18 protein-coding genes, 2 pseudogenes and 1 riboswitch are annotated in these 18,682 nt (G+C 37.1%); of the genes and pseudogenes, 19 read left to right on the top strand and 1 reads right to left on the bottom strand.

Features of this window, described 5'->3' with window-relative positions:
* The 11 genes and pseudogenes from Q7P05_RS02850 to Q7P05_RS02900 all read left to right on the top strand — a co-directional run.
* Window positions 1-161, top strand: a pseudogene (locus Q7P05_RS02850) (pseudouridine synthase); the annotation flags it as partial.
* A complete protein-coding gene (locus tag Q7P05_RS02855) occupies window positions 158-1,405 on the top strand; it encodes an NAD(P)/FAD-dependent oxidoreductase (RefSeq protein WP_303930323.1) in 1,248 nt (415 codons plus the stop codon). The pseudogene Q7P05_RS02850 and the gene Q7P05_RS02855, both read left to right, overlap by 4 nt.
* Window positions 1,406-1,413: 8 nt before the next feature.
* The gene (gene cmk / locus Q7P05_RS02860) at window positions 1,414-2,088 is read left to right on the top strand and encodes a (d)CMP kinase (RefSeq protein WP_303930324.1); all 675 of its coding nucleotides are present in this window, start codon (window positions 1,414-1,416) and stop codon (window positions 2,086-2,088) included.
* Window position 2,089: 1 nt separating this feature from the next.
* Window positions 2,090-2,710, top strand: a complete 621-nt coding sequence (locus Q7P05_RS02865; protein WP_105089128.1) for a 1-acyl-sn-glycerol-3-phosphate acyltransferase — start codon at window positions 2,090-2,092, stop codon at window positions 2,708-2,710.
* Window positions 2,701-4,599 carry a bifunctional 4-hydroxy-3-methylbut-2-enyl diphosphate reductase/30S ribosomal protein S1 gene (locus tag Q7P05_RS02870; protein WP_295868950.1) on the top strand — a complete coding sequence of 633 codons (1,899 nt, stop codon included), beginning with the start codon at window positions 2,701-2,703 and terminating at the stop codon, window positions 4,597-4,599. Before Q7P05_RS02865 ends, Q7P05_RS02870 begins: the two co-directional genes overlap by 10 nt.
* Window positions 4,600-4,713: 114 nt before the next feature.
* Window positions 4,714-6,048 carry a ribosome biogenesis GTPase Der gene (gene der / locus Q7P05_RS02875; RefSeq protein ID WP_005386761.1) on the top strand — a complete coding sequence of 445 codons (1,335 nt, stop codon included), beginning with the start codon at window positions 4,714-4,716 and terminating at the stop codon, window positions 6,046-6,048.
* Window positions 6,048-6,644 (top strand): glycerol-3-phosphate 1-O-acyltransferase PlsY, encoded by a 597-nt coding sequence (gene plsY, locus Q7P05_RS02880; RefSeq protein ID WP_005386760.1) that lies wholly within the window; start codon window positions 6,048-6,050, stop codon window positions 6,642-6,644. The genes der and plsY overlap by 1 nt, the downstream gene beginning before the upstream one ends.
* A gap of 3 nt (window positions 6,645-6,647) precedes the next feature.
* Window positions 6,648-7,646, top strand: a complete 999-nt coding sequence (locus Q7P05_RS02885) for an NAD(P)H-dependent glycerol-3-phosphate dehydrogenase (RefSeq protein ID WP_303930325.1) — start codon at window positions 6,648-6,650, stop codon at window positions 7,644-7,646.
* Between the two features lie 67 nt (window positions 7,647-7,713).
* Entirely contained in the window at window positions 7,714-8,265 is a 552-nt protein-coding gene (gene rsmD, locus Q7P05_RS02890; protein ID WP_303930327.1) for a 16S rRNA (guanine(966)-N(2))-methyltransferase RsmD, read from the top strand.
* A 4-nt stretch (window positions 8,266-8,269) separates the two neighbouring features.
* Window positions 8,270-8,761, top strand: coding sequence for a pantetheine-phosphate adenylyltransferase (coaD, locus tag Q7P05_RS02895; RefSeq protein WP_303930328.1), 492 nt, complete (start codon window positions 8,270-8,272; stop codon window positions 8,759-8,761).
* Window positions 8,762-8,772: 11 nt separating this feature from the next.
* Window positions 8,773-9,240: a hypothetical protein gene (locus Q7P05_RS02900; RefSeq protein ID WP_005386756.1), complete on the top strand. Its 468-nt coding sequence runs from the start codon at window positions 8,773-8,775 to the stop codon at window positions 9,238-9,240.
* Window positions 9,241-9,281: 41 nt separating this feature from the next.
* Here the strand turns inward: Q7P05_RS02900 and Q7P05_RS02905 are convergent, their stop codons facing one another.
* Window positions 9,282-10,997, bottom strand: a complete 1,716-nt coding sequence (locus Q7P05_RS02905) for an NFACT family protein (protein WP_303930330.1) — start codon at window positions 10,995-10,997, stop codon at window positions 9,282-9,284.
* Window positions 10,998-11,124: 127 nt separating this feature from the next.
* On the opposite strand from Q7P05_RS02905, the gene Q7P05_RS02910 reads away from it, so the two are divergent.
* From Q7P05_RS02910 to Q7P05_RS02945, 8 genes and pseudogenes are all read left to right on the top strand, one after another.
* Window positions 11,125-12,006: a YicC/YloC family endoribonuclease gene (locus tag Q7P05_RS02910; protein ID WP_295820277.1), complete on the top strand. Its 882-nt coding sequence runs from the start codon at window positions 11,125-11,127 to the stop codon at window positions 12,004-12,006.
* A 14-nt stretch (window positions 12,007-12,020) separates the two neighbouring features.
* Window positions 12,021-12,290, top strand: coding sequence for an extracellular matrix/biofilm regulator RemA (remA, locus tag Q7P05_RS02915; protein WP_005386753.1), 270 nt, complete (start codon window positions 12,021-12,023; stop codon window positions 12,288-12,290).
* A gap of 8 nt (window positions 12,291-12,298) precedes the next feature.
* Window positions 12,299-12,928, top strand: coding sequence for a guanylate kinase (gene gmk, locus Q7P05_RS02920; protein ID WP_005386752.1), 630 nt, complete (start codon window positions 12,299-12,301; stop codon window positions 12,926-12,928).
* 4 nt (window positions 12,929-12,932) lie between these two features.
* On the top strand, window positions 12,933-13,148 hold the full coding sequence (rpoZ, locus tag Q7P05_RS02925; protein ID WP_005386751.1) for a DNA-directed RNA polymerase subunit omega: 216 nt from the start codon (window positions 12,933-12,935) through the stop codon (window positions 13,146-13,148).
* 54 nt (window positions 13,149-13,202) lie between these two features.
* Window positions 13,203-14,396: a bifunctional phosphopantothenoylcysteine decarboxylase/phosphopantothenate--cysteine ligase CoaBC gene (gene coaBC / locus Q7P05_RS02930; RefSeq protein ID WP_303930331.1), complete on the top strand. Its 1,194-nt coding sequence runs from the start codon at window positions 13,203-13,205 to the stop codon at window positions 14,394-14,396.
* Window positions 14,397-14,460: 64 nt separating this feature from the next.
* Window positions 14,461-16,125, top strand: coding sequence for a SulP family inorganic anion transporter (locus Q7P05_RS02935; protein ID WP_303930333.1), 1,665 nt, complete (start codon window positions 14,461-14,463; stop codon window positions 16,123-16,125).
* A 44-nt stretch (window positions 16,126-16,169) separates the two neighbouring features.
* Window positions 16,170-16,270: riboswitch (SAM riboswitch) on the top strand.
* A gap of 49 nt (window positions 16,271-16,319) precedes the next feature.
* Window positions 16,320-17,510, top strand: a complete 1,191-nt coding sequence (gene metK, locus Q7P05_RS02940) for a methionine adenosyltransferase (RefSeq protein ID WP_119206417.1) — start codon at window positions 16,320-16,322, stop codon at window positions 17,508-17,510.
* 62 nt (window positions 17,511-17,572) lie between these two features.
* Window positions 17,573-18,628, top strand: a pseudogene (locus Q7P05_RS02945) (DEAD/DEAH box helicase); the annotation flags it as partial.
* Window positions 18,629-18,682: the final 54 nt, after the last annotated feature.

Genomic DNA, 18,682 nt, shown 5'->3' on the forward strand with positions numbered 1-18,682 from the left:
AAGTACGCCGTATGTTTGAACACTTTGGGTACCGCATTCATAACTTAAAACGTATTGCCTATGCTGGTCTTACCTTGGGCGGTGTTAAACGCGGTGCTTCTCGTCAGCTTACAATTCGTGAAGTGAAAGCTCTAAAAGCGTTAGGAACAAGTAAGAAATGAAACAAATCATAGTCATTGGCGGTGGTGCGGCAGGTCTAATGGCAGCTGTTATAGCAGGCCGTGAAGGAGCACGCGTCATCTTATTGGAAAAAATGAATATGGTTGGTAAGAAGATGGGCATTACAGGTAAAGGTCGCTGTAATATTACAAATAGTGCAGATATGACCGAGTTCATTAAAAATACGCCTGGTAATGGTAAGTTCCTATATGGCGCTTATGAACGCTTTAGTAATGAAGACTTGCTTGAATTATTACATAGTTGGGGCTTAAAAACTAAGGTTGAACGAGGGGGACGTGTATTCCCAGAATCTGATTCTGCTTTAGAAGTACGCAATATATTCATGAAAATCCTTAAAAAGTATAAAGTACAAGTTCATTTAAATGAACCTGTTACATCTATTACTGTTGAGGATGGTCGTGTTGTAGGCGTTACAACAGATAAGGAACAATATGCTTGTGATGCCGCTATCATCTGTACAGGTGGTGCCTCTTATCCGTTAACTGGTTCTACTGGTGATGGATATGCTTTAGCTAAAAAAGTTGGTCATACCATTACAGATATAAGACCATCATTGGTACCAATTGTAACAGGGGAATCTTGGGTAAAAGATATTATGGGGCTTAGTCTTCGTAATGTTGAGGTATCCGTTATTTCTAAAAATAAGGTACAAGCGAAACAATTTGGGGAAATGATGTTCACTCATTTCGGTCTTACGGGTCCTACAATCTTGTCTTTAAGTCATACAGTAGGCAAATTGTTGCGTAAGAAAAATCCACAAATCACTATTGAAATAAATCTGAAGCCTGCATTAACTGCAGAAGTTTTAGACAAACGCTTACAGAAGGATTTTGATTTATATTCAAAAAAACAATTAGCTAATGGGATGAAAGATTTGTTACCTGTCAATCTGATTCCGATTGTGATAAACCTTGCTGAATTAGATCCAAGCAAACCAATTAATCAAATTACAAAAGAAGAACGTATGCGTTTATGTCATGTATTACAACATATGACATTAACTGTAAAGGAGTTACGCCCTGTAGCAGAAGCAATTGTTACAGCCGGTGGTATTTCGTTAAAAGAGTTTAGTCCCAAAACCATGGAGTCTAAATTGGTAAAAGGCTTATATGGTGCTGGTGAGGTTCTGGATATTGATGCCTTTACGGGCGGCTATAATTTACAAGCTGCGTTTTCTACTGGTTATGTGGCGGCAATGCATGCTGTACATGGTGATGAAGAATAGAGGTTATTATGAATACAAAAAAAATTGCCATTGCTATTGATGGTCCTGCAGGGGCTGGTAAAAGTAGTATTTCAAAAGTAGTGGCCAATGAATTGGGTTATTTATATATCGATACAGGCGCTATGTATCGAGGTGTAACATGGGCGGTTCTCGATAGCCATGTTGATGTGAAAAATCAAAAAGATGTAGAATCATTGCTCCCTTCATTAGATTTAACATTAGAGCCTACTGCAAATGCTTGTAAAGTATTTGTAAAAGGTCAAGACGTGACAGATCTAATTCGACAACAACAAATCAATGAGAATGTATCAACTATTGCCTCTTATAAAGGTGTTCGTGAATACTTAGTTGAACGACAACAAGCTATGGCTGCTGTTGGTGGTGTTATTTTAGATGGTCGCGATATAGGTTCTGTTGTACTACCAAAGGCTGAGTTGAAGATATATTTAACAGCATCTGTAGATGCACGAGCAAAACGTAGATGGCTTGAAGTTCAAGGTACTTCTAATGAGCAACCATTAGAAGACATTAAAAAGAACGTAGAAAGTCGCGATGAAATGGATAAAAATCGTGATGAATCTCCACTCGTATGTGTTGAGGATGCCATTGTTGTGGATTCTAGTAATATGACATTTGATGAAGCAGTGAAACATATATTGCATCTAGTACAGGAGCGAATCTAAGATGAATAAATTTTCTACATGGCTTTGGCGTACTGCTTTTTGGTTGCGTTATAAAGTCGGCTATGGATTAAAGGTATACGGTCGTGATAACTTCCCTATGGAAGGTCCCGTTATTGTTGTACCAAATCATTTGAGTAATAATGATCCACCTATTTGTGGGTATGCATTACCAAGACATGTGCACTTTATGGCAAAGCAGGAGTTATTTGTAAATCCTATTTCTCGATTTTTCTGTACTTGGCTTGGTGCGTTTCCTCTAAACCGTGGAGCCATCGATAAGGTAGCTATACGTCATGCATTAGGTTTATTGAAAGATAATAAGGTGCTAGGTATATTTGCCGAAGGAAATCGACAAAAGAGTGGAAAACTTGGTAGATTCCATGACGGAGCCGCATCCATTGCGTTGCGTACGGGTATTGGCATTACACCAGTTGCGATTATTGGATCTCATAATATGAAGAAAAATCAAGTAGCATGTATTATTGGTAAACAAGTTCCTGTAAGTAAAGCAAAGCCTACACCGGAAGCAATAAAAGAAGTTAATGATCGTGTGAAAGGTGAAATCCAACGCATGATAGATTCGTATCATGAAAATCGTATAGAGGAGACTTTATGGAAATAATTTTGGCTGAAAACCACGGCTTTTGCTATGGCGTAAAACGAGCTGTTGAAATGGCTGATGAAGCTGCCAATAGCGAGGGTAAAAGTTATACATTAGGTCCTATCATTCACAATCCTCAAGTTGTAGGGCGCTTAGAAAGTAAAGGGGTAAGCCCGATTCAAGAGGTTGCTGATATCGATGAAGGAACTATGATTATTAGATCTCATGGTGTAGGTCCTGCTATTTACGCTGAAGCCGAAGAAAAGGGCTTACATATTTTAGATGCTACATGTCCTCATGTAAAAAAAGCGCAACAAGATGCTAAGTCTGTCATTGAAGATGGCATGACATTGGTGATTTTGGGCGAAAAAAACCATCCTGAGGTCAAAAGTATCAATTTATGGGCAAATAACAAAGGAATAATCATTGAAGATGAAGAATCCGCCGAAAAACTACAAATTGTGGAAAAAATGGGTGTTGTTGTACAAACAACCTTTTCACAATTCAAATTTAACAGTATAATAGAGATATTAGAGAAAAAATCTAAGAATCTTAAGATTTTCAAAACGATATGCAATGCAACGCAAGAACGACAGAACTCTGCCGTTGACTTAGCACGTAATGTAGATCTTATGATAGTGATAGGCGGTAAGAACAGCGGCAATACAAACCGATTGGCAGAGGTTTGTCGTGACGTTGGATGTACAACATATCACATTGAAACTTCTACTGAATTACAACTGGAATGGTTTAACCGAGTACAGACGGTAGGAGTTACAGCAGGAGCATCGACTCCCGACTGGATTATTAAGGAGGTCATTGAGACAATGAAAGATTTTGCAGAATTATTAGCAGCAGAAGGTCAAGAAGAATTTAAGAAAGGGAACGTTGTAGAAGGTACAGTAGTTCAAGTTGAAGATGAACGCGCATATGTATCTTTTGGCTACAAAACTGAAGCCATTTTGAACAGAACTGAAATTTCTTATCCAGCACCAGAATCTGCCAAAGATGTGTTGAAAAATGGTGATGAAATTAAAGCAGTTATCATGAACCACATCAAAGAAGATAATCCTATTTATCTTTCCATGACTCGCTTGGCTAAAGATGAAGATTGGCAATATGTTATCGAAGCACAAGAAAAAGATGAAGCTATCGTATGTAAAGGTATTGATGCTATCCCAGCAGGTTTGGTAGTAACAGTTAAATCCCTTCGTGGTTTCATTCCATTGTCCCAAGGTGATGTTCATTTCGTAAAATCCTTGGACAACTTGGTTGGTACAGAATTCGAAGCTAAAGTACTTGAAATCGACGAAAAGAAAAACCGTTTGGTTCTTTCCCGTCGTGCAGTATTGGAAGTAGAACGTCAAGCTAAATTAGCTGAAGCATTGAAAAACATCAACGTTGGCGACAACTATAAAGGTATCGTTCGTAAAATCATGCCTTATGGTGCTTTCGTAGATATCGGCGGTATTGAAGGTTTACTTCACATTTCCGACATTTCTTGGCAAAAAATCAAAAAAGTGGAAGATGTTCTTTCCGTTGGTCAAGAAATCGAAGTTAAATTACAATCCTTCGACGCTGAAAGCAACAAATTATCCTTGTCCTTAAAAGCTTTATCTAAGAGCCCATGGGACGTAGCTGAAGAAACATTGCACGTTGGCGATGTTATCAACGGTAAAGTTGTTCGTTTGGTAGCTTATGGTGCATTCGTAGCTGTTAACGACGACATCCAAGGTTTACTTCACATTTCTCAAATTACAAAACAACGTAATGCGAAAGTTGAAGATTACTTAAACCGTGGTCAAGAAGTTGAAGTTAAAATCATTTCTCTTAACAAAGATGAAAAGAAATTGGGCTTGGCTTTAACTGAATTGATGGAAGCAAAAGAAACTGCAGAAGACGCTGAATAATTCATTGTCTAATATAAAGGCTAACCAAGGTTTCCTTGGTTAGCCTTTTTGCGTACTATACGTAGAATATGATAAAATATAGTAATGTATTAGATTAGATAATGAGGTGAAACTATGGCAAAACCATTAGTGGCCGTTGTAGGCCGTCCAAATGTAGGTAAATCTACACTTTTTAATGCCATTGTTAATAAACGGATCTCTATCGTTGAAGATATCCCTGGTGTAACACGGGATCGTATTTACTTTGACGCAGAGTGGTTAAATCGTGAATTTACAATGATCGATACAGGCGGCATCGAATTTATTACAGATAATAGTCATGTCATTCCTAAGATGATGCGATTACAAGCTGAATTGGCTATTGAAGAGGCAGATGTAATCTTATTTGTGGTAGATGGCAAACAAGGTATTGTACCTGCTGATGAAGAGGTAGCTAATATCTTACGTGCTAGTGGTAAACCTGTAGTATTAGTTGTTAACAAAATTGACAGTGTTAATCAGGAACCTAATATTTATGAATTCTACAATCTTGGCTTAGGCGATCCTATCGGTATTTCCGCTAAGAACTTAATGAATTTAGGCGACTTATTAGATGATACGGTTAAACATTTCCCTCCAGTTGGGACAAATGTTGATGACGAAGATACCATTCATGTCGCAGTTATTGGTCGTCCTAATGTAGGCAAATCTTCTTTGACTAATGCCTTATTGGGTCAAGATCGTGTAATCGTATCTGATGTAGCAGGCACAACACGTGACTCTATCGATACATATTGGACTCATGGCGATCAAAAGTTTGTTCTTATTGACACAGCAGGTATGCGTCGTAAGTCTAAAATCGAAGAAGCTGTTGAACGATATAGTATTGTTCGTTCCTTGCGCTCTGTAGACCGTTCAGATATCGTCGTTCTTGTTCTTGATGCGCAAGATGGTGTTACAGAACAAGATAAGAAAATTGCTGGCTATGCTTATGAAGCAGGTAAGGGTGTAATTATTGTTGTTAATAAATGGGATCTTATTGAAAAAGATGACAAAACAACATTGCGCTTTACTGAAGATATTTATGATGAATTAGGTTTCTTACAATTTGCACCGATTCTTTTTGCATCTGCATTGACTAAACAACGCATTCATCGCTTGGCTGATATGTTGAAATTTGTCTCTGAACAACAATATCGCCGTGTGTCTACAGGTACATTAAATCAATTGTTACAAGATGCTCAAACAGTAAATCCTGTACCTTCTCGTAATGGCAGAATTCCAAAAATTTACTATATGACGCAAGCTAGTGTTAAACCACCTACATTTATTTTGTTTGTAAATGAACCAGAGTTAATTCACTTCTCATATATGCGTTTCTTAGAAAATAGATTGCGTGAGTCTTTCGGTTTTGAAGGAACACCAATTCGTTTAGTATTGCGTGGTAAGAAACGAGATGATGAAGACTAATGGATATTATGATTATTGTATATGCTGTGTTGGCATACCTTATTGGTTCAATTCCTAGTGGCCTAATTATTGGCAAGACCTTCTTTAATACAGATGTACGTCAATACGGTTCTAAAAATATAGGTGCTACTAATACGTATCGCGTTATAGGTCTAAAAGCTGCATTACCAGTATTTCTCTGTGATGCTTTAAAAGGGGCAGCTGGGGTTGTATTGTTGTCCTCTTATGGACCTATGTATATGATCTTAGGTGGTATCCTTGCTATGATGGGCCATAACTGGTCTATTTTCTTAGGCTTTAAAGGTGGTCGTGGGGTAGCTACAGGACTAGGAGTTCTAATTGCTTTATCACCATTAGTGGCTTTGATTGCCTTCTTGGTATGGGGCGTGATTGTCTATTTTACTAAGCTCGTATCACTAGGATCTATTATAGCAGCAGCTTTAGTACCAATTTTAATGTATTTTACAGGAGAATCTTATTGGTTCGTAGGCTTTGGCGCTTTGGCAGCTTTATTTGTCATTGTTCGACATTGGGATAATATTAAACGTTTACTAGCAGGTAATGAGTTAAAAGTAGAACGTATCAAAAAGGATTAATCTATGAATGTTGTTGTTGTCGGCTCTGGTAGCTGGGGTACTGCTCTTGCTATTAAATCCGTATTAGCTGGAAATACTACAACTTTATATTGTCGACGTCCAGAATTTGCTACACAATTAGCAAAAGATTTAGAGAATAAAGAGTACTTGCCAGGTGTAATATTACCAAAGGAACTACTATATAGCTCAGACCTTGGTGCTTGTATCAAAGTGGCTGATATCATTCTAATGGTTACACCGTCTGTACATGTACGCACTAGCTTAGAGTCTCTTAAACCATATGCGCGTAAAGAACAATCCTATATACTTTGCTCAAAAGGTGTAGAACGTACTACTGGTAAATTACTAACTACAGTTATGCGAGAGGTTCTAGGCCCCGTAGGATGCAATCTCGCAGTTTTATCTGGTCCAAATCATGCTGAGGAAATCGGTCGTGATTTGCCTGCTGCCTCTGTATTGAGTACAGAAAATCTTGAAGTGGCCACTATGTTACAGAAAACATTATGTAGTCAAAACTTTAGGATTTATGCAAATACCGATATTACTGGTGTTGAATTAGCTGGGGCTACGAAGAATATTATTGCTCTTGCCGCAGGGATCGTTGACGGCTTGAAGTTAGGTGATAACTGTAAAGCTTTACTCTTAACACGTGGTTTACATGAGATGACTCGTTTTGGTGTAGCCTTAGGGGCGCAAAAGGAAACCTATGCTGGTCTTGCTGGTATGGGTGATTTGATTGCCACTTGTATGAGTCCTCATGGCCGTAATAGAGCTGCTGGTCAACAATTAGCAGATGGAAAAACAATGGACTATATCATTAATCATACGAATATGGTTGTAGAAGGCTTTTTTGCTACGGACATTGTTTATAAGATGGCCTGTGAACATCATATTGAAATGCCTATAACTAAGGCTTTATATGAAGTTTTATATGAAGAAAAATCTCCAGCTTTGGCATTAGCTGAATTGATGGGACGAGATATTAAAATTGAAGTATCATAAATAAAAGATACTTTTAATTTGGTTATTTATATACTATAATTAATGAGTATAATCTTGTGAGGGTTGTATGCGAATTATTGGCGGAACTGCAAAGGGACATACTATAAAAGCACCTAAAGGGGTAGATACAAGACCTACACTTGATCGTGTTCGTGAAAGTGTGTTTAATGTATTATCTAATAGAGGTATATTTGGTACTCGTGTATTAGATATATTTTCTGGTACAGGTGCAGTAGCTATTGAAGCCTTAAGTCGTGGTGCAGCACATGCAGTAGCGGTAGACTTTAAAACAGGAAAGTTGATTTTAGAGAATGCTAAACACTGTCATGTGGAAGATCGGTTAGAAATCATTCCGAGGAAACTTTCACAATTAAAAAACTATATGATGGGACAACAGTTCGATTATATTTTTTCTGATCCACCATATGAAAATGGATTTATACAAGACACCATAGATTTGGTTGTGACCTATGATTTATTAAAGCCTGACGGTGTTTTATTATTAGAACACCATAAAGACGAGGCATTTTCCTTGCCTGAATCATGGGAATGTATAAAAGAACAGAAATTTGGTTATACGATGGTTTCCTATTTTGTAAACATAGCTGAAAGGAGCTAAACCTGTGCGTATAGGTGTGTGTCCGGGTAGTTTTGACCCAGTTACAAATGGACATGTTGATATTTTTGAACGTGGCAGTCGATTAGTTGATAAATTAATCATTGCTGTTAGCTCTAATCCGAATAAAAATTCCTTGTTTACCATGGAAGAACGGGTTGAGATGATTCGAAATTCTGTCAAACATATTCCTAATGTTGAGATTGATTGTACAGGGGGGTTGCTTAACGAATATGTTAAATCTAAGAATGCTTCTATAATCATTCGTGGTTTGCGCGCGTTAAGTGACTTTGAATATGAATTTCAACGTGCTTTGTTTGCAAAATATTTAGATGACGATATTGAAACTGTATTTATTATGACTAATAATAAATACTCTTTCGTCAGCTCCACAGGTATTCGTGAACTTGCAAAATTTGGCGGTAAGCTAGATGGGTTAGTTCCGGATGATGTTAAGGAAAAACTTGAAGAACGCTTTAATACGGTCCATAATAAATAGGGGTGAATTGTATGAAAACAGAAAAATTATTAGAAGATTTAGAGGTTCTTATTGAATCTAGCAGCCGTATTCCTATGACTACAAAACGTATGGTTGAGGAAGACGAAATTATGCGTATTATTGATTCTATTCAAGAGTCCTTACCATTGGAACTTGAAGAGTCTCGTCGTATTGTAGCTGATAAAGATAAAGTATTAGCTGATGCTCAACGTCAAGCTGAAACTTTAATTGATCAAGCAAAAGACTACATTGCTAAATTAACTGCTGAAAGCGAACTTGTAAAACAAGCGCAAGAACAAGCCAATCAAATTATCAATGCAGCTAACCAATCCTCTGAAGAATTGAAATCTAGCTCTATTCAATATGCTGGTGATGTTCTTAAATATGTGGAAAACAACTTAGAGAAAACATTGGAAAGCTTACGTCAAAATCGTGAAAGTTTGAAACAAACTGAACAACGTACAGAAGAAAACCAATAATATAAATAAAAAGAAGCGAAGGGTTTCCTTCGCTTCTTTTTTTATTCAGTATAATTATCGGGTTTTTTAGGCTCTACAATCATTGTTTGATGAGTATTAAAGATAACAAATCCAAGAGGAGACCCAGGTGGTTTTTTGATATTTTTAATATATGTATAGTCTACAGGCACCTTACTAGTCTCGCGAGCCTTACTAAAATATGCTGCATATTGAGCAACCTTTGATAAAATCATGTCATCAGGCTCTACATTGAGTCTTAATATGAGGTGAGAACCTTGAATATCTTGTGTATGGAACCAAATATCGGTTGGTTTTGCAAACCGATGGGTTAAATATTCGTTTTGTTGATTGTTACGACCAATAAATATTTCGCCTTCATCAATGGTTAAATGAATGTAATTGGATTTGCCTAGCTTGTAAGATAGGGGCTTTTTAGATTTTTTTATAATACCTGCATCCATACACTCTTTACGAATTTCCTCTAGGCTTTCACGGGTAGTAGCTAATGAAATACTATATAAAATCGATTTGAGATATTCCAGTTTTGTAGTACTAGCATTAAGTTGATATTCGCCGCTAACCATACGATTTTTCAATTTCGTATAGAGTTTGTAATACCATTGACCGTTTTCTACAATCGTAAGATTTGGCTTTAAGGGGATAGTCAATAACTCTCCTTCTTCAGAAAGAAGATTTGGTAATTGGATAGAAGGTTCATATTGTACCTGTAAGTGGGCATTAATCATTAAGATATCGCCATATAGTTTATAGGTATCCATTTTATTGGTGTCATCTAATTCATCTTTGATTTTTTGATGACGGATTTCTTCTTTCTTGATAGCCGCTGTTAAGATCTTTTCTAATTCTTTATCAGCAGTGTGAATTGATTTTGTATTGTGAATCGATTCTTCTAGAGCTTCTGAAATTGTATTATATTCTTTAAGTACTTTATAGTTGTGTAACGTAAAGGTTGCGTGAGCCTTTTTATTATTATCATTGATTAAAGTAAATAAGCCATGACTGTCTTGGAGTTTTGCTTTTAACTCATATAATGCCTTGGCTAATGTATCTATTTGGTCTGGACTTAAATCAGTTATAGATTCATCACCATCTAGATTGGCAGTCCATAATACTTCATCTAATAAGGGTTTGCCAAAGCCGTTAAAGATGGCCCGTATAGATTGCTGTACAGTACCATCACCAAAGGAAGTTAGTAGATTTTTGATTTCTTCATAATCGAAGTCCATCAAACTTACACGATTAGCATTTGGTGGTAATTCATAGTTAAGTTTAGGACTAATAGACCGTTCACGATTCATTAAAGGGGATACGTGAATTAAGGATTCTAAAATGACTCCATCTTGTACAAAAATACAGTTTGAATATTTGCCCATTAATTCTACATAGATAAATGTACTTGTAATAGACCCATCCATTTCAAGCTTATCCGTTTGGATGCACATGATTCGGTCACCATTAATTTGTTCCACCTTTACAATGCGGCTACCTTCAATATGTTTACGAAGAAACATACATAGTGAACTTGGTTCTTTTGGTAAATCCTGGATCGGTTTGCTAAGATACATTGCAGGGGTTGCACCAACTGTAACAATCAAGTTTTGATCTTCGTTAAGGGCTCGAATTTTAAATAGTAATGTAGTTTTATCTATTTGATATAATTTTTGTATTTGACCTGTTTGTAATCGCTCGTTTAATTCTTTAGCGAGAACAGACATGGTAAGTCCGTCTAAATTCATAGTACTCCTTTCAATTTTATTTAGAAGTATAGTTTAGTATAACATAATGTACATATAATTCTTAGTATTTAAACACGGAATGTATAATTCGTGGTACAATAATAAAAACTGCTAAGGAGGATATCACATGAAAAGTATGACCGGTTTTGGTTCTGGCACGGCAACCAAAGATGGCATTACCTGCACGGTAGAAATAAAGTCCGTAAATGCGCGATTTCTTGATTTATTTATACGTAGTCCAAAGCAAATAAACCCTTTTGAAACCATTATTCGCGGATTAGTACAAGATCGAATTACCCGCGGTAAGGTCGAAGTATCTGTTTCTATTCAGGATGCGGGAGAGAGACCTAAGACCTTTACAATAAATAGTGTGTTGAGAAAGCAGATACAAGAATTACTTGTTCAAGAAGAGTTTTATGATGACCCTAAAAAGGTTCCTTTGCAAGCGGTCAACTCTATTTCTAATGAATGGATTCAACAACAAGATACACCGATTGCAGAAGATGTGCTTTCAGAAATAGTAAAAGAATCTACAACTCAAGCATTAGATGCTCTAATAGCAATGCGTACGGTAGAAGGTAAACATATTGAACAAGATTTATTATCACGTATCTCTACCTTAGAAAATGTCATCAAACATATTGATGAGAATAAGGCGGGAGCCGTAGAAGCGTATCGGGAGCATATAAAAGGTAAAATTCAAGAGTACTTAGTTTCTTTGGAAGCGAGTATAAGTGAAGATCGTTTTTTGCAGGAAATAGCTTTACTAGCTGATAAGACTGATATTACAGAAGAGATTGTCCGATTCACCTCACATGTGGTACAATTAAAAAACACACTTGTAGATGAGAATTCCATCGGTCGTAAGGTGGATTTTATTTTGCAAGAAATGAATCGTGAAGTGAATACAATTGGTTCCAAAGCTATGGATTCAAGTATTACAGAGTTTGTGGTTCAACTAAAATGTGAGTTAGAAAAAATTAGAGAACAAGTACAGAATGTAGAGTAATAGGAGGTCCATAAATGAGTATTCAATTATTGAATATAGGCTTTGGTAATATGGTATCTGCTAACCGTGTTATGGCTATCATTAGTCCTGAATCTGCACCAATTAAACGTATGGTTCAAGATGCACGTGATAAGGGCCTGCTCATTGATGCTACATATGGTCGTAAGACTCGTGCTGTATTAGTTATGGATAGTGGTCAAATTGTGTTATCTGCAATTCAACCAGAAACCGTAGCACATCGACTTGTGCAATATGATGTAGACGAAGATACAGTAGAATCATAGGAGTACATATGTCAGACAGAGGATTATTAATCGTTATATCCGGGCCATCTGGCGCAGGTAAAGGTACGATTTGTGCGAATATTCGAAAAGAAATGCCTAATCTAGTTTATTCCGTTTCTATGACAACACGAGCACCACGTGTTGGTGAAGTGGAAGGGGTCAATTATTTCTTTCGCTCAAAAGAAGAGTTTGAATCTCTATTAAGTGAAGATGCATTTTTAGAATATGCAAAAGTATATGATAATTACTACGGTACACCGAAGCAACATGTAATGGATTTATTAGATGAAGGTAAAAGTGTACTGTTAGAAATTGATATTCAAGGTGCTATGCAAGTAAAAGAACGTTTTAGTGATGCTGTATTTATTTATATAGTGCCACCGTCTCTAACTGAGTTATCTGAGCGTTTACATAACCGCGGTACAGATGCGAAAGAAGTTATTGATAAACGGCTGTCATTAGCTTGTTCTGAATTGGCATTAGCTCATCGATATGACTATATAGTTGTAAATGATGATCTCGGAGAGGCATCAGAGAAGGTTGCTTCTATTTTACGAGCAGAATCCTGTAAGATTAGTCGTAATAAAGAGCAAATTCAATTTATTTATAAACAGTATCAAGAGTCTAAGGAGAAGTGATAGTATGATGGTAAAACCTCCATTGAAAAAATTGGAAAGTCAAGTTGATAGCAAATATACTTTGGTAACATTGGCAGCTAAACGCGCTCGTGAATTAACAGATGGCGAACAATGCTTAGCTGAATCTACACATGCAACTGACAAGCCTGTATCCTTGGCATTTTATGAAATTGCCGAAGGTGAAGTGACTTATAAACGCACAAAAGAAGGCATTAAATAAGATTAATCAATTCCTTGTATCCTTGATACAAGGAATTTTTAAAAGGAGAAGAACATGCGCGGAAAACATATCATTGTCGCTGTATCTGCAGGTATTGCAGCGTATAAGGCAATTGAAGTAGTAAGCCGACTTCGTAAAAAGGGTGCTGAAGTAAAGGTTGTTATGACTGAAAACGCCACTCATATAGCTTCACCACTTACATTTGGTGAAATTAGTGGACATCCTGTAGCTATCGACATGTTTGAACAAGTACACCAATGGGATGTGGAGCATATTGCACTAGCAACATGGGCAGATGCATATGTGGTTGTACCTGCTACAGCAAATGTGATTGGCAAAATCTATGCCGGTATTGCAGATGATATGCTAACAACTACAATAATGGCTACTACGGCGCCAAAATATCTTTGTCCTGCTATGAATACAGAAATGTATAATAATCCCATTACGCAACGAAATTTAGAGGGATTACAGACTTTGGGATACCATATTATGGAACCGGCTGAAGGTTGGCTAGCCTGTGGTATCACTGGTGTGGGGCGTCTACCAGAGCCTAAAGACATTGTAGAATGGCTTGAATCGCAGATGTGCAAATCTAATGAGCTTGAAGGTACCACAGTACTTGTTACCGCTGGTGGTACGCAAGAAAACATCGATCCTGTTCGTTATATTGGTAATCGTTCTAGCGGTAAAATGGGGTACGCCATTGCTGAACAAGCAGCACGCATGGGGGCTAATGTTATTTTAGTTAGTGCGCCTACATCTTTAGCTGTACCAAGTGGCGTAGATTTTGTTCCTGTTGATTCTGCTTTATCTATGCAACATGCTGTTGAATCTCGATATGATACGGTAGATGTAGTCGTTATGGCCGCTGCAGTATCTGACTTTAGAGTCCTTCACAAAGCAGAGCAGAAAATCAAAAAAATGGAGTCTATGACATTAGAACTTGTTAAGAATCCAGATATCCTACAAGGTTTAGGTGCTAAAAAGAATCATCAAATTCTTGTGGGGTTTGCAGCGGAAACAGAACATGTAATCGAGTATGGTCAAGATAAGGTAGCTAGAAAAAATCTAGATATGCTTGTAGCCAATGATGTAAGTAAGTCTAATGCTGGTTTTAATGTAGATACAAATGAAGGCTACTTCTTATATCCTAATAAAGATCCAAAAGAAATGCCTAATATGAAAAAATCTGAGTTAGCTCATAACATTATGAAAGAAGTTGTGGAATTAGTAAAAAATAAATAGCACTGATATATGATTGTATCTTATATTTTGTAGTTTGTTGTACATAGAAAGAAGTGTTATTTACATGTTTGCTATTCAAAAAGCTTATTTGGATGGCTCGTTAAGCAAAGATAAATGGAGCAATAATATTATTGCTGGTTTGGTGGTAGGAGTTGTAGCACTACCATTAGCCATGGCCTTTGCTATCGCCAGTGGAGTTACGCCGCAAGCGGGTATCTATACTGCTATTATTGCAGGTATATTCGTTTCCTTATTTGGTGGTTCACCTGTACAGATTGCTGGTCCTACAGGGGCTTTTATCGTCCTATTAAGTAGTATAGTTGTAAACTATGGATTCGAAGGTTTACAAATTGCTACTATGATGGCTGGTATTATGCTTATCTTAATGGGTATAGCAAAGTTAGGTACAGTTATCCGATTTATTCCGGCTCCTGTTATTATGGGGTTCACAGCTGGTATTGGGGTTACGATTTGGGTTGGTCAATGGCCGTATTTCTTTGGATTCCCTCAATTACCCTATATGGCTCATTTTCATGAGAAATTGTGGGCTATGATTCAATCATTGCCAAACTCAGATTTGCCAACATTGGGTATAGCCGTATTAAGTCTAGCTTTATTATTGATATTACCGAGAATTCCGTATATCAAAAAAGTACCAGCTCCTATTGTGGCCATGGTTGTAGCTACTATTATTCAAGCTATTTATCAATTTCCTAGTGTTTTGACTATTGGTAGTGCATTTGGCGGCATTCCTCAAGGTTTACCTGAATTCTCTATACCAATTATAAGCTTTGATAAAATATTAACTTTAATCGGACCTGCTTTTACCATTGCTATGCTGGGTGCAATAGAATCATTGTTATCTGCAGTTGTAGCGGATGGTATGAGTGGTACAAAGCATGAATCAAATACTGAGTTGTTTGGACAAGGACTGGCTAATATATTTGCCCCTTTATTTGGTGGTATTGCATCTACAGGAGCGATTGCACGTACTGCTACCAATATTCGCCAAGGTGGTAATTCTCCATTGGCTGGTATCATTCATGCCATAACACTATGCATTATCTTGTTATTTTTAGCTCCTTATGCTGTTTATATTCCGTTAGCATCAATGGCAGCCATTCTTTTTGTTGTTGCCTATAATATGAGTGATGCACCGCGATTTATTCGCATGCTAATTTTAGCGCCACGACCAGATCAAGTCATTTTGCTGCTCACATTCTTTTTAACCATTTTCACAGATTTGGTTGTAGCCGTAAATGTAGGTGTAGTACTGGCGGTATTACAATTCATGCGTAAAATGGTTAATACTATTGACGTGCACGAAGCAAGTTGTGCAGAATTATCTGAGCAGATTAAACATGAAATCACAATACATCCTGATATCATGGTATATACAGTAGAAGGTCCGTTATTTTTTGGTGCCATAAGCGCTTTTGATCGGGCATTAAATTCGATTCATAAAGATCCTAAATATTTGATAATTCGTTTTGTGAAAGTACCATTTGTAGATTTAACGGGCTTACGTATATTACGTAGTATCATTGATGAGCTACAAAAAAGAGGTATTGAGGTATTACTAAGTGATGTAAGTTATGATATACGTCGCGAAATGTACAAGTCTGATTTTCTAGATATTCTTGGTCGCCATCACATGTATCGAAAATTTGATAGTGCTCTTCACAAAGCTGAACACGATTTGGCTTTATTAGAGGCGAAAGAAATATAATAATGACTTGCTTTATCAATGCAAATACACTATAATATTTCTGTAACTCATCAAGAGTAGTGGAGGGATAGGCCCTGTGAAGCTACAGCAACCATTCCAAGCGGAAAAGGTGCTAATTCCTATGACAAATGTCGTTAGATGGGAGGGTCTCTCATGAGTACATGAGAGGCTTTTTTTCGTATTAGGAGGATAAAATGGCTGAAAAACATATGTTTTTTACTTCTGAGTCTGTTACTGAAGGCCATCCAGATAAAATAGCTGACCAAATTTCTGATGCTGTTTTGGATGCGATTATTGAAAAAGATCCAACTGCTCGTGTAGCTTGTGAAACTTTAGTTACTACGGGTCTAGTTCATGTAGTAGGTGAAATCTCTACCAATACTTATGTGGATATTCCTCGCATCGTACGTGATACTGTTCGAGATATCGGCTATACACGTGCTAAATTTGGTTTTGACTGCGATACTTGCGGTGTACTTGTTTCTATTGATGAACAATCTGCTGATATCGCTATGGGCGTAGATGAAGCGCTAGAATCTAAAGAAGGTAATGGTGAAGCACTAGATAAAATTGGTGCTGGTGACCAAGGTATGATGTTTGGTTATGCATCCAATGAAACACCTGAACTTATGCCTATGCCTATTTCTTTAGCTCATCGTTTATCTCGTCGTCTTACAGAAGTTCGTAAAGATGGCACGTTAACATACCTTCGTCCAGATGGTAAAACTCAAGTTACTGTTGAGTATGTTGATGGTAAACCAAAACGTATTGATACAATTGTTATCTCTACACAACATAGCCCTGAAGTAACTCAAGAACAAATTAAAGCAGATTTGAAACGCTTTGTTATCGATGCAGCGTTGCCTGCTGAATTTGTTGATGAAAATACAAAATACTTCATCAACCCAACTGGCCGTTTCGTAATCGGTGGCCCTCATGGTGATGCTGGTTTGACTGGCCGTAAAATCATCGTAGATACTTATGGCGGTATGGCTCGTCATGGCGGCGGTGCTTTCTCTGGTAAAGATCCATCTAAGGTAGACCGCTCTGCAGCATATGCTGCTCGTTATGTAGCTAAAAACGTTGTTGCAGCAGGTCTTGCTGATAAATGTGAAGTACAAGTTGCTTACGCAATTGGCGTTGCTCATCCTGTATCTATCTTAGTTGATACTTTTGGTACAGGTCATGTTGAGGAAACTAAAATTCAAGAACTCGTTAAGAAACATTTCGACCTTCGTCCAGCAGGTATTATTGAAATGCTTGATTTGTTAAAACCTCATTATCGCAAAACTGCTGCATATGGTCACTTCGGTAGAACTGATGTAGATTTACCTTGGGAACGTACTGACAAAGCAGCAATTTTAAAAGCTGAAGCTGGCTTATAATACAAAAGGTCTTAGTAGAATTTCTACTGAGACCTTTTATAATAAATGAAAGGAAATAGTGTATGCGTGTCGCAAAAGTTATTATTAATAGACCTGCTAAACAACTTCATAAACCATTAAGCTACTTAATGCCTGAAAAGTTTGGGAATGTCTTACCTGGCACACGTGTACTCATTCCATTAGGCAATAGTCGTGAAGAGGGTATTCTAATTGGTTATGAAGAATTATTAGAACCCCCTGAATTTAAATTACGAAATATTGTTCAAGTATTAGACAATGAACCGTGGTTTACTCCTGAAATGATGGATACTGCACGTCGTTTAAATGAATATTATTTATTCTCTTATGGCGATGCATTACGTTTGTTTACAGTTAATAAAACTCTTAAATCCTATGAAGCACCTAAAGAAGAATGGCTTGTTGTTACGCCTGCTTTTTCTGTAGAACAATTTAGTGAGCGAAAAAAGAAGCAACGAGAGTTAGCCAAATATTTACTTGAAGTAGGTGGTGCATCAAAAGCTTTATTATTGGCTAAAGGATTTTCCCGTATGGTTATTAAACAAGTGAGTGAAGCTCAGGGGATTACCATTGAATCTAGATTTAAAGCTACAAAGACTACCTTTAATGAACTGTTTACAGAAGAAGTCAATATACCATTAACTGATGCACAACAAGCGGTATATGAGCCTATTCAAGAGGCGATGAATTCACATCAACATAAAACCTTTTTATTGCATGGTGTAACGGGTAGTGGGAAAACGCAACTGTATTTAAAAGCCACAGCCCGCTGTATAAGTCAAGATAAGACAGCTATTATACTGGTTCCAGAAATTATTTTGACAGATCAAATTGTACGGCGCTTTGTAGAAACCTTTGGTGATGAAGTTGTAGTATTTCATAGTAAATTGACGGTCCAACAACGCAATAATAACTGGGAGCGTTTACGTCGTAAGGATAGTCATATTATTATTGGTGCCCGATCAGCAGTTTTTGCTCCAGCAGAGGATATTGGTCTTATCGTAGTCGATGAAGAACATGATACATCTTATAAGCAAGAGGACATGGTTCGTTACCATGCGAGAAATGTTGCATTATGGCGTGGAGAAGCACATGGTTGCAAATGTACACTAATTAAATAGTCAACAATATTTGTTTAATCCAGGATTCATTAA

Origin of the sequence: Veillonella dispar (assembly GCF_937975875.1) — a bacterium.
GTDB classification, from domain to species: domain Bacteria; phylum Bacillota; class Negativicutes; order Veillonellales; family Veillonellaceae; genus Veillonella; species Veillonella dispar_B.